General features: G+C 68.5%; 10 protein-coding genes and 1 tRNA gene. 1 reads left to right on the forward strand and 10 read right to left on the reverse strand.

Annotation, left to right across the window (positions count from 1 at the left end):
* Positions 1 to 5 precede the first annotated feature (5 nt).
* Positions 6 to 770 (reverse strand): helix-turn-helix domain-containing protein, encoded by a 765-nt coding sequence (locus C6N31_RS04920; RefSeq protein WP_198357167.1) that lies wholly within the window; start codon positions 768 to 770, stop codon positions 6 to 8.
* A 108-nt stretch (positions 771 to 878) separates the two neighbouring features.
* Positions 879 to 951, reverse strand: a tRNA-Leu gene (locus C6N31_RS04925).
* Between the two features lie 147 nt (positions 952 to 1,098).
* Here C6N31_RS04925 and C6N31_RS04930 point away from each other — a divergent pair.
* On the forward strand, positions 1,099 to 1,674 hold the full coding sequence (locus tag C6N31_RS04930) for an ANTAR domain-containing response regulator (protein ID WP_232484844.1): 576 nt from the start codon (positions 1,099 to 1,101) through the stop codon (positions 1,672 to 1,674).
* Between the two features lie 63 nt (positions 1,675 to 1,737).
* Here C6N31_RS04930 and C6N31_RS04935 read toward each other — a convergent pair whose 3' ends face one another.
* The 8 genes from C6N31_RS04935 to C6N31_RS04970 form a co-directional block, all read right to left on the reverse strand.
* Positions 1,738 to 2,454: an ABC transporter ATP-binding protein gene (locus C6N31_RS04935; RefSeq protein WP_138359069.1), complete on the reverse strand. Its 717-nt coding sequence runs from the start codon at positions 2,452 to 2,454 to the stop codon at positions 1,738 to 1,740.
* Positions 2,451 to 3,320, reverse strand: coding sequence for an ABC transporter ATP-binding protein (locus C6N31_RS04940; protein WP_138359067.1), 870 nt, complete (start codon positions 3,318 to 3,320; stop codon positions 2,451 to 2,453). The genes C6N31_RS04935 and C6N31_RS04940 overlap by 4 nt, the downstream gene beginning before the upstream one ends.
* 8 nt (positions 3,321 to 3,328) lie before the next feature.
* On the reverse strand, positions 3,329 to 5,170 hold the full coding sequence (locus C6N31_RS04945) for a branched-chain amino acid ABC transporter permease (RefSeq protein ID WP_138359065.1): 1,842 nt from the start codon (positions 5,168 to 5,170) through the stop codon (positions 3,329 to 3,331).
* A 4-nt stretch (positions 5,171 to 5,174) separates the two neighbouring features.
* A complete protein-coding gene (locus tag C6N31_RS04950) occupies positions 5,175 to 6,104 on the reverse strand; it encodes a branched-chain amino acid ABC transporter permease (RefSeq protein WP_138359063.1) in 930 nt (309 codons plus the stop codon).
* Positions 6,105 to 6,221: 117 nt separating this feature from the next.
* Entirely contained in the window at positions 6,222 to 7,457 is a 1,236-nt protein-coding gene (locus C6N31_RS04955) for a branched-chain amino acid ABC transporter substrate-binding protein (protein WP_138359061.1), read from the reverse strand.
* Between the two features lie 273 nt (positions 7,458 to 7,730).
* The gene (locus C6N31_RS04960; RefSeq protein WP_138359059.1) at positions 7,731 to 8,399 is read right to left on the reverse strand and encodes a hypothetical protein; all 669 of its coding nucleotides are present in this window, start codon (positions 8,397 to 8,399) and stop codon (positions 7,731 to 7,733) included.
* A 183-nt stretch (positions 8,400 to 8,582) separates the two neighbouring features.
* Positions 8,583 to 9,056 (reverse strand): PaaI family thioesterase, encoded by a 474-nt coding sequence (locus C6N31_RS04965; RefSeq protein ID WP_138359385.1) that lies wholly within the window; start codon positions 9,054 to 9,056, stop codon positions 8,583 to 8,585.
* Positions 9,057 to 9,139: 83 nt separating this feature from the next.
* Positions 9,140 to 11,428: an FdhF/YdeP family oxidoreductase gene (locus C6N31_RS04970; protein WP_138359381.1), complete on the reverse strand. Its 2,289-nt coding sequence runs from the start codon at positions 11,426 to 11,428 to the stop codon at positions 9,140 to 9,142.
* Positions 11,429 to 11,476: the final 48 nt, after the last annotated feature.

The following is an 11,476-nucleotide window of genomic DNA, read 5'->3' on the forward strand; positions in this document are numbered from 1 at the left end:
GGGGCTCAGTACTTGGGCCCCACATGCAGGTCCATCAACGCGACGGACGCGCGGCGCGCGACGGAAACGTTGTACGGGTCCTTGCCGCGACGGGTGACTTTCCATTCGACGCCGACCTTGTCGAGGGTGTCGCTGAACAGGGCGCGGATGTCGTCCGACTTGTTGGTGAAGAAGTACCGCGGGTACTCGTAGCGCTTCGGCTCGCCGCCGACGATCCGGGTGGTCCAGTTGGCGATCCGGCACCCGTCGGAGTGGATGAGCCCCCGGATGAACTCCCACGGGTGGGCGTCGACGATCTCCTGCTGCCAGGGTTCGAGGACGATGCGCCGCTCGTGCTTCTTGCCCGGGGCGTGCTGCGGGAAGAGGCACGGCCAGTGCTTGCTGGTGGACGTCACCATGGTGCAACCCGCCCTGCGTACGCGGCAGACGGCGTTGTCCGGGTGAATCGCGCGGATCGCCGCTTCGCAGGACTCGATGAGACCCGGCCATGAGTCCGCGCAGGCGATCCGGAGGGCGAAGACGCCGCGCGGCTGGGCGCTGAGGCATCCGTCGCCGAGGTAAAGGCCCAGAAGATAGGTGTAGGCAGGGCGTCGGAGAGCGGTAGATGTGGTGCAGCGAAAGCATTCGGCCTTCCGCTGGATCGGCTCAACGCAGACGTGCCAATCGCGGATCGTGGCGCGGGATATCCCGGTCAGGCCGCTGATGGAGTTGAGGCTGCGCCCTTCGGCGACCAGGGCGAGCACTCGATGCCTGGTTTCGATGTCGTACACACGGGCGATCTTGGCCTGGCATTTGTGCCAGCAAGCCGAATCGAAGCCTTGTTCACTCCGACTGGTGAAGATCGCCAAGCCGCGAAGGCCTTGGAATTGAAGGGAAAGTGCCCCGAGTCGGATTCGAACCGACGCTGGATGGGTTTTGAATCCATGGCCTCTACCGCTGGGCTACCGGGGCCCCCTTCGAAACAAAGGGTAGCGGAATCCCTCCGTGCTCCAAAGATACAGGAGCTAGGTAGGCTCAGGGGGCAGTACCCCCCGCCATGATCGAGGAGTCCCGTTGAGCGCCGCCGAGCCCATAGACGAGCAGTCGCACGTACCGCCGATGACGACGCGCGTCGTCATCGCCGAGGACGAGGCACTGATCCGGCTCGATCTCAAGGAGATGCTGGAGGAAGAGGGCTACTCCGTCGTCGGCGACTGCGGCGACGGTGAGACCGCCGTCAAGCTGGCCGAGGAGCACCGGCCGGATCTGGTGATCCTGGATGTGAAGATGCCCGTCCTGGACGGGATCTCCGCCGCCGAGCTGATCGCGAAGGCGAAGATCGCGCCGGTGCTGATGCTGACCGCGTTCTCCCAGCGGGAGCTCGTGGAGCGGGCCCGGGATGCCGGGGCGATGGCGTATCTCGTGAAGCCGTTCAGCAAGAGCGATCTGGTGCCGGCCATAGAGATGGCGGTGAGCCGCTTCCAGGAGCTGCGGGCGCTGGAGCTCGAGGTCGCGGATCTGTCGTTGCGGCTGGAGACCCGGAAGCTGGTGGACCGGGCGAAGAGTGTGCTGCAGACGAAGTACGGGCTGTCCGAGCCGGCGGCGTTCCGCTGGATCCAGAAGACGTCGATGGACCGCCGGATGTCGATGCAGCAGGTCGCGCAGGCCGTGATCGACGAGGTTCCGGAGAAGTAGCGCGCGCTGGACATGGCGAAGGGCCCGCACCGTTTCCCGGTGCGGGCCCTTCGTCGTGGCGGGTCAGTCCTCGCCGAGGTACGCCTTCCGCACGGATTCGTCGTGCAGGAGGTTGGAGCCGGTGCCCGACAGGACGATCTTGCCGATCTCCATGACGTGGCCCTGGTCGGCGAGCGAGAGCGCGGCCTGCGCGTTCTGTTCGACGAGCAGGATCGTGGTGCCCTGGGCCTTGAGTTCCACGATGGTGTGCATGATCTTCTGCATCATGATCGGGGAGAGGCCCATGGAGGGCTCGTCGAGCATGAGCAGCTTGGGCTGGCACATCAGGGCCCGGCCCATGGCGAGCATCTGCTGTTCACCGCCGGAGAGGGTGCCGGCGGCCTGCTTCTGCCGTTCCCCGAGGATGGGGAAGAGCTCGTAGGCGCGCTGGATGTCCTTGGTGATGCCGGCGGAGTCCTTGCGGAGGAACGCGCCGAGTTGCAGGTTCTGCTCGATGGTGAGGCGCGGGAAGATGTGCCGGCCTTCGGGGGAGTGTGCGAGCCCGAGGGAGACGATCTTGTGCGCCGGTACCCGGGCGAGCGGCTGGCCGTCGAAGACGATACGGCCGGCGACGGGCTTGATCAGCCCCGACAGGGTCCGGAGCGTGGTGGTCTTGCCCGCGCCGTTGGTGCCGATCAGGGTGACGATCTGGCCGGCCTCGACGCTGAACGAGATGCCCTTGACGGCCTCGATCTTGCCGTAGGCGACGCGCAGGTCCTCGACTTCGAGAAGTGCGGTCATTGGTCGTCCTCCGTCTTGCTGATGTTGCGCGCTTCCGCGGCTTCGATCTCGGCGCCGGCTTCGTCCTCGGGTGCGCCTTCGAAGGGTTCGCCGAGGTACGCGGCGATGACGCGGTCGTCGCGCTGGACGACCTCGCTGGTGCCTTCGACGAGTTTCTCGCCCTGGACGAGGACGGAGACGCGGTCGCAGAGGTTGAAGATGAAGCGCATGTCGTGCTCGATGACGAGTACGGAGATGCCCTGGTCGCGGACGGCGAAGACGAGTTCTTCGGTCGCCCGGGTCTCCTGGGGGTTCATGCCCGCGGTGGGTTCGTCGAGGAGCAGCAGTCCGGGTTCGCTGGCGAGGGCGCGGGCGATTTCGAGCTTGCGCTGTTCGCCGTAGGGCAGGTTGCGGGCGAGGTGCTCGGCCTTGTCGGCGAGTCCGGTGAACTCGAGGAGTTCCATGGCGCGTGCGCGGGATTTCGCTTCGGCGCGGTGGTAGCCGGGTCCGCGGATGAGGGCGGAGAGCAGGCCTTCCTTGGTGCGGGTGTGGCGGCCGACGAGCACGTTCTCCAGGACGGTCATGTTGGCGAAGAGCCGGATGTTCTGGAAGGTGCGGGCGATGCCGGCCTTGGTGACGAGGTGGGGCTTGGGCGGCAGGACGTTGCCCTGGTACTTCACCGTGCCTTCGGTGGGCACGTAGAGACCGGTGAGGCAGTTGAAGAAGGTGGTCTTGCCGGCGCCGTTGGGGCCGATGAGGCCGACGATCTCACCGGTGTTGACGGTGAGGTCGACGTCGCGTACGGCGGTGAGGCCGCCGAAGCGCATGATGACGCCGCTGGCTTCGAGGAGCGGGGTCCCGGCGGGGGCTTGGGTGGTCGTGGTCATGGTGTCTTTCACGCCCCTGCCTTGCCGGGGAGGACCAGTGCGTCGTCCGCGTGGAATTCGAGCTGGCGGCGCCGGTTGGCGATGAGGCCCTCGGGGCGGAATCGCATGAGGAGGATCAGGGCGATGCCGAACGCGAACAGCTCGTAGTTCTGCAGGAAGCCGAGCTTCTCGGGGATGAGGTAGAGCAGTGAGGCGCCGAGGATCGGGCCGCTGACGGTACCCATGCCGCCGAGGACGACGGCGGCGAGGAGGAAGGCGGAGTTGGGGGGTGCGGCGCCGGCGAACTGGTACGGGCTGGGCACGACGTTGTAGGTGACGTGTGCGCTGACCGTTCCGGCGAGGCCGGCGAGTGAGGCGCCGAGGGCGAAGGCGATGAGCTTGACGCGGAAGCCGTTGATGCCCATGGCGGTGGCGGCGGTCTCGTCCTCGCGGATGGCGACCCAGGCGCGGCCGATCCGGGAGTTGGCGGAGCGGGTGAAGACGAGGACCACGATGACGGTGATCAGGAGCATCAGCAGGTAGTAGTTGGCGTACCGGCCGAGGGTGAAGCCGCCGATGTCGTGGGCGTCGCCGAGGTTGTAGCCGAACAGCTCCAGATCGGGGATCTGGGCGATGCCGTTGGGGCCGTTGGTGATCTTCGGTCCTGAGACACCGTCGAGGCTGTTGACGGCGAGGCGGAAGATTTCACCGAAGCCGAGGGTGACGATGGCCAGGTAGTCGCCGCGCAGTCGCAGGGTTGGTGCGCCGATGAGGACGCCGAAGACGAGTGAGGCTGCCATGCCGGTGAGGGCGGCGGCCCAGAACGGGAACTGGACGCCGGACCAGATGGAGAACTGGGAGCCGGAGACGAGTGCCGCGGCGTAGGCGCCGACGCCGAGGAAGGCGACGTAGCCGAGGTCGAGGAGGCCGGTGAGGCCGACGACGATGTTCAGGCCGAGGGCGACGGTGCCGAAGATGAGGATGTTGACGCCGAGGTTGGCGTAGTGCTCGTCGTTCTGGACGAACGGGTAGGCCAGGGCGGCGGTGAAGCCCATCGCGGAGGCGAAGCTGCGGTGTTCGGCGGTGAGCTGCGAGAACTGCCGGACGAGTCCGGAGGCGCCCAGGCCCCAGGCGCCGAAGGCGATGAGGATGAGGAGGCCGATGAAGATCTCGGAGTACTCGGTGCCGATGGCGAAGGTGAGCAGGCTGAGGCCGATGGCCGCGGCGAGGGTGATGATGAGGCGCTGGACCCAGCCGGGGAGGGTGCGCGGGTCGTTGACGGGGCGGTCGCTGTGGGCGAGGCGCAGGTCGCGCAGGGCCCGGTAGCCGCGGCGGACAGACGCGTTCTCGGCGAACCGGCCCAGTTCGTAGAACTCGCCGTCGGCGGGCAGCGCGGGCTGCCGGTCGAGGGGCAGGCCGAGGGCGCCGATCACGAGCACCAGGGTGCCGACGGCGGCGATGACGCCGCCGGGGTCGAGGTTGGCGAGGCCCTTCAGCTCGTAGGCGATGGCGATCACCGTGTACCAGGTGGTGACGAAGGTGCCGAGCGCGAGGAGCAGTACGGAGTTCTGCGAGTGGCTGGGGTTCAGCCAGCCGAGGCCCTTGACGCCGAACGCGGAGAGTGCGAAGAGCGTGGTGAGCAGGGCTCCGGCGAGGGTGAGCACCTGGAGTCCGCCGGGGTAGCCGGTGACGGTGAGGTCGCCGGGGAAGGCGGTGGTGTAGGTCCAGGACAGGAAGGTGGAGACGGCGCTGATGACGGCGCCGGCCAGGGTGACGGCTCGTGCCGCGCCGAGGGGGAGCGGGATGAGCCGGGCGGTCCTGGATTTCGCGGCCGGGAGGGTGTCCACGGCGGTGAGGGAGATGTCGGTCATACGATCACGCCCTGTCCGCGACGCGTTCGCCGAGCAGGCCCTGGGGACGGACGAGCAGCACGACGATGAGGAGGACGAAGGCCCAGACGTTGGCCCAGCTGCCGCCGCCGAGCTGTTCCATTCCGGGGATGTTGGAGATGTAGGCGGAGGCGCAGGATTCGGCGATGCCGAGGACGAGTCCGCCGAGCATGGCGCCGTAGATGTTGCCGATGCCGCCGAGGACGGCCGCGGTGAACGCCTTGAGGCCGGCCTGGAAGCCCATGTCGTACTTGACCTGGCCGTACTTGAGGCCGGAGGCGACGGCTGCGACGGCGGCGAAGAGTCCGCCGATCGCGAAGGCGATGACGATGATGCGGTTGGTGTCGATGCCCATGAGCTGCGCGGTGTCCGGGTCCTGCGCGGTGGCCTGCATGGCGCGGCCGGTGCGGCTGGTGCGGACGAAGGCGGCGAGGCCGGACATGCAGATCACGGCGACGACGACGAGGAAGATGTCACCGCTCTGGATGCTGATGGAGCCGACGTGGAACGGGCCGCCGGGCAGCTGGGGGAAGGACAGGGCGTTGTCGGCCTTCGGGTACCAGTTGAAGACTGCCTGCTGGAGTGCGAGGGAGAGTCCGATGGCGGTGATCAGTGGTGCGAGTCGTGGGGCTCCGCGCAGCGGTCGGTAGGCGAAGCGTTCCGCGCCGATGGCGATGAGGACGGCGACGAGGGAGCCGCCGATCACCATCAGTGGCAGCGCGACCCAGATGGATGTGCCGTCGGGGAGGCTCGTGTAGACCGTGAGGGCGCCGAACCCGCCGGTCATGAAGATCTCGCCGTGGGCGAAGTTGATGAGCTGGACGATGCCGTACACCATCGTGTAACCGATGGCGATGAGCCCGTACATCGAGCCGAGGAACAGCCCGTTGGCCAGCTGTTGCGGCAGGGTGTTCACCGCATGGCCTCCATGTCGCTGAGGGGAGCAGGGGGATAACAGAAGGTGGGTCCGGGTATGCGCGGGCCGCGCGGTCGGTGGTGACCAGCCGCGCGGCCCGGGTGGTGCGAGAGACGGTCAGCCGGTGTAGGTGCCGCTCTTCACGGGCTCCCACTTGCCGCTCTTGACCTGGTACACGGTGAGCTGCTTGTTGGTGGTGTCGCCGAACTGGTCGAAGGACACGTGTCCGGCGATGCCGTCGAAGTCGGTCTTCTGGACGGCTTCGACGAGCTTGCCGCGGGCGTCGTCCATGGCGGGGAGCTTGCCGCCGTTGGCGTCCATGACGGCCTTGACGCCCTTGATGATGGCGGTCGCGGCGTCGTAGGAGTAGCCGCCGTAGGTGCCGTAGTCGCCCGGGTAGCCCTTGGACTTGTACGTGGCGATGAAGTCCTTGGCGCCCTGGAGGGTGGTGACCGGGACACCGACGGAGGTGGACAGGTCGCCCTCGGCGGCTGCGCCGGCGGTCTTGATGTAGGTGTCGGAGAACATTCCGTCACCGCCCATCAGCGGGATCTTGACGTCGGCGGCCTTGAGCTGCTTGGTGATCAGCTCGGACTCGTCGTACTGGCCGCCGTAGTAGAGGATGTCGGCGCCGGAGTTCTTGATCTTGGTGACGAGGGTGGAGAAGTCCGTGTCACCGGTGTTGACGTGGTCCTCGCCCGCGGACTTGCCGCCGAGCGCGGTGAACTTGCCCTTGAAGATGCCGGCGAGGCCGGCTCCGTAGGTCTGCTTGTCGTCGACGATGTACGCCTTCTGCTTGTGCAGCGTGTTGAAGGCGTAGTCGGCGGCGAAGCCGCCCTGCAGGGCGTCCGTGGTGGCGGTACGGAAGTACGTCTTGAACGGGCGGACCTTGTCGCCGGTCGCCCAGGTCTTGCCCTGCGTCAGCGTGGGGTTGGTGTTGGACGGCGAGATCTCGACCATGTTCGCCGTGCTGAACACCTGCTGCATCGACTGGGCGACGCCGGAGTTCAGGGGGCCGACCACGCCGATGACGCTCTTGTCGGCGACGAGCGCGGTGGCGTTCTGCTGGCCGGAGGCGGGCAGGGCCTTGTCGTCGAGGGCCTTGACCTTGAACGTCACGCCGGGCACGAGCTTCTTGGCGTTGGCGTCGTCGACCGCGATCTGCACGCCGTACTGGATGCCGAGGCCGGTCGCCGAGTTCGCGCCGGTGAGCGGGGCGTCGACTCCGATGACGACGGTGGTGGTCGCGCCGTCGTCCTTCTTGCCGTCGTCGCTGCGGGACCCGCAGGCGGTAAGTGTGAGGGCCCCAGTGGTGAGCACGGAGGTCAGTATCAGCAAGGAACGGTGTCGCACGATCAGTCCTTTCCCCTGGCGCGGCCTGCTCTGGTGAGAGGCCGAGTCGTGCGCTGGAACCCGAACTGACAAATCCGGTGGCGCGGTGACTGGCCGTGACTCTAGGCCTGTGTGGGGAACTCGGGCAGCGGTGCGGGAAGAGTGTGACTGTCTTGTTATGCCGGATGGAAACTCTTGAGGTTTTGTTGAGGTTCAGTGAGGTATTTGCGTAGATTTGTCACCCTGTCCGCATGTTTTATGGCGATGTCCGGATAGCGAGAACCCGCACTTCCGCTACGGGGTGGAAGAGCTGCTGGTGGGGGTTGGGCGGCAGATTCGGTGCAGGAAAGCCGAGAGGTCGCGGGGGTAGCCGCCGCCGAAGATGAAGCTCTGATTCTGTATTGCGCGCGTGTTACGCAGCGTTACGTCGATCACGGGCAGATCGACGTCGAGTGGCAGTCCCGCGCATTTGCGCACGATCATCTTTATCGTGATGTGCCGGGTAGTTCCCTGCTTCACCGTTAATGGTGTCGAGGGGTCGATTTCGGCACCGAGTCCCTCGAATGAGGGAGTAACGCGGAGAATCGTCACCGGAGTTCCGTCCCGCACGCTGACCACGAATCCGAACACCCCCGACGCGGGTGCGGACATGGGCTGCAGATGTCCCGACTCGTAGGCGATGTAGGTGACCTGTGCAGGCCACGGGCCGGGGTCCGGCACCGGCTCCGGGGTGCGCATCGCGTGGCCCAGGCAGAGGACCGCGACGGTGGCGAGGGCCGCGGTGGCGGCCAGGACCGTACGGCGCCCCCGGTCGGACAGTGCGGCCCGGCGCACCTGCCAGCGGCCGGCCCAGCGTCCGACCCGGCCGTCGGTCCAGCGGTCGGTCCAATGGACCGGCGGGTGGAGGGAGTTGACGCTGGGTGTTCCGCCGGCGGGACCCTCCACCGGGCCGATGCCGCTCACCGCGCCAGGACCCCGGTGCGGCCGGGCGGAGCGGGGTCGGGCCGGTGGACGGGAGTGGGGGCGTGGGCGGGCGCGCAGAGGCGCCGCACGTGCCGGATCCGTGCTGCTGCCATGGCCGCCCCCCTGCCGAAAACGCTAGGGCCTCCGGGCCCGCGCGACAACGGTGCGGGCCCGGCCGGTGGGTCAGACCGTGGTGGCGCCGGGGCTGGCGGGGCGCAGCATGCAGGTGAGGCGGGCGGTACAGACCCGCTTGCCGTTCTCGTCGGTGATGACGACCTCGTAGGTGGCCGAGGAGCGGCCGCGGTGGACCGGGGTGGCGACGCCGGTGACGTTGCCGGAGCGGATGCCGCGGTGGTGCGTGGCGTTCAGGTCCACGCCGACGGCGAGCTTGCCGGGACCGCCGTGCAGCATGGCGCCGACGGAGCCCAGCGTCTCGGCGAGGACGGCGGAGGCGCCGCCGTGCAGCAGGCCGTAGGGCTGGGTGTTGCCCTCGACGGGCATGGTGCCGACCACCCGCTCGGGGGACGCCTCGGTGATCTGGATGCTCATACGGTCACCGAGGTGGCCGGCCGAGAACAGGGCGGGCAGGTCGAGGCCGAGGCCGGACCACTGCGCCAGGATCTCCTGCGGGAACTGCGTGCTCGTCTGCTCGCCCATGCGGCCGGCTCCGATCGTCATCGTTCGGTGGTGTCGGTGGATCAGTGAATCGGTGTACTGGTCAGCTTTCTACCTGACGGTAGTCACGATCCGTGCACCGGGGCCGTCCGCTCCAGGCGGACGACCACCGACTTCGACGCCGGGGTGTTGCTGGTGTCCGCCGTGTGGTCGAGCGGAACGAGGACGTTCGTCTCCGGGTAGTAGGCGGCGGCGCAGCCGCGCGGGGTCGGGTAGTGCACCACCCGGAAGCCGTCGGCGCGGCGTTCCGTGCCGTCGGTCCACTCGCCGACGAGGTCGGCGTAGGAGCCGTCGGGCAGGCCGAGGGCTTCCGCGTCCGCGGGGTTGACCATGACGACGCGGCGGCCGCCCTTGATGCCCCGGTAGCGGTCGTCGAGGCCGTAGATCGTGGTGTTGTACTGGTCGTGCGAGCGCAGTGTCTGCAGCAGCAGCCGGCCCTCGGGGACGGCCGGGTACTCGACCGGCGACGCGGTGAAGTTGGCCTTGCCGGTGGCGGTGGGGAAGGTGCGGCTGTCGCGCGGGGCGTGCGGCAGGGTGAAGCCGCCGGGGTGCCGGACCTTGGTGTTGAAGTCGTCGAAGCCGGGCACGACGCGGGAGATCCGGTCGCGCACCAGGTCGTAGTCGGCTTCGAGCGCGGCCCACGGGACGGCGGTGTCGTCGCCGAAGACGGCGCGGGCCAGCCGGCAGACGATCGCGGTCTCCGACAGCAGGTGCGGGGAGGCGGGCCGCAGGGCGCCGTGCGAGGCGTGCACCATGCCCATGGAGTCCTCGACGGTGACGAACTGGTCGCCGCCCGCCTGGGTGTCCTTCTCGGTGCGTCCCAGGGTGGGCAGGATCAGGGCGCGCGATCCGGTGATGACGTGCGAACGGTTGAGCTTCGTCGACACGTGCACGGTCAGTGCCGCGTTGCGCATCGCGGCCTCGGTGACGGCGGTGTCGGGGGAGGCGGCCACGAAGTTGCCGCCCATGGCGAAGAAGACCTTCGCGGTGCCGTCGCGCAGCGCGCGGATGGCGCGTACGACGTCGAGGCCGTGCTCGCGCGGCGGGGCGAACCCGAACTCCTTCTCCAGGGCGTCGATGAAGGCGGGGGCGGGGCGTTCGAAGATGCCCATGGTGCGGTCGCCCTGCACGTTGCTGTGGCCGCGCACCGGGCACACCCCGGCGCCGGGGCGGCCGATGTTGCCGCGCAGCAGCAGGAAGTTGACGACTTCCTTGATGGTGGGGACGGCGTGCTTGTGCTGGGTCAGGCCCATCGCCCAGCACACCACGACGCTCTTCGCGTCCAGGACCATGGCGAGCAGCCGGTCGATCTCCGCGCGCTCCAGGCCGGTGGCGCGCAGCACCTCGTCCCAGTCGGTGGTGCGCGCGGCGGCGGCGAACTCCTCGTAGCCGTGCGTGTGCTCGTCGATGAAGGGCCGGTCGACGGCGTCGGCCTCGACCAGCAGCCGGTTCAGGGCGCGGAAGAGCGCCTGGTCCCCGCCGAGCCGGATCTGCAGGAACAGATCGGTCAGCGCGGTGCCGGAGCCGGCCAGGCCGCGGGCGTTCTGCGGGTTCTTGAAGCGCTCCAGGCCCGCTTCGGGCAGCGGGTTGACGGTGACGATCCGCGCGCCCTGCTGCTTGGCCTTCTCCAGGGCGGAGAGCATCCGGGGGTGGTTGGTGCCCGGGTTCTGCCCGGCGACGATGATCAGGTCGGCGCGGTACAGGTCCTCCAGCAGCACGCTGCCCTTGCCGACGCCGATGGTCTCGGTGAGCGCGGAGCCCGAGGACTCGTGGCACATGTTGGAGCAGTCCGGCAGGTTGTTGGTGCCCAGCCGGCGGGCGAAGAGCTGGTACAGGAAGGCGGCTTCGTTGCTGGTGCGCCCCGAGGTGTAGAACACCGCCTCGTCGGGCGACGCGAGCGCGTGCAGCTCCTGCGCGACGATGTCGAAGGCCCGCTCCCAGGGCACCGGCACGTAGTGGTCGGCGCCTTCCGCCAGATACATCGGCTGGGTGAGCCGGCCCTGCTGGCCCAGCCAGTAGCCGCTGCGCCGTGCCAGGTCGGAGACCGGGTGCTCGGCGAAGAAGTCGGGTGTGACCCGGCGCAGCGTCGCCTCCTCGGCGACGGCCTTGGCGCCGTTCTCGCAGAACTCCGCCTTGTGACGGTGCTCGGGCTCGGGCCAGGCGCAGCCGGGGCAGTCGAAGCCGTCCTTCTGGTTGACCTTGAGCAGGGTGAGCGCGGTGCGGCGCACTCCCATCTGCTGCTGGGCCATGCGCAGGCTGTGCGCGACCGCGGGAAGCCCTGCGGCGGCGTGCTGCGGGGCTGTGACGTCGGGTGCGTCCTGTACGGGGTCGCCCGCGGGGGGTTTCGCTGCCATGTCTCCGATCCTGCCACGCGGGAGGGGCGGCCGCTCCGGCGCGTCCCG

It is taken from the genome of Streptomyces fildesensis (assembly GCF_016107395.1).
GTDB lineage: Bacteria > Actinomycetota > Actinomycetes > Streptomycetales > Streptomycetaceae > Actinacidiphila > Actinacidiphila fildesensis.

Coding starts and splice junctions, on each gene's coding strand:
- C6N31_RS04930 (WP_232484844.1), top strand. CDS start 1,099: ATGACGACGCGCGTCGTCATCGCCGAGGACGAGGCACTGATCCGGCTC.
- C6N31_RS04935 (WP_138359069.1), bottom strand. CDS start 2,454: ATGACCGCACTTCTCGAAGTCGAGGACCTGCGCGTCGCCTACGGCAAG.
- C6N31_RS04940 (WP_138359067.1), bottom strand. CDS start 3,320: ATGACCACGACCACCCAAGCCCCCGCCGGGACCCCGCTCCTCGAAGCC.
- C6N31_RS04945 (WP_138359065.1), bottom strand. CDS start 5,170: ATGACCGACATCTCCCTCACCGCCGTGGACACCCTCCCGGCCGCGAAA.
- C6N31_RS04965 (WP_138359385.1), bottom strand. CDS start 9,056: ATGGGCGAGCAGACGAGCACGCAGTTCCCGCAGGAGATCCTGGCGCAG.
- C6N31_RS04970 (WP_138359381.1), bottom strand. CDS start 11,428: ATGGCAGCGAAACCCCCCGCGGGCGACCCCGTACAGGACGCACCCGAC.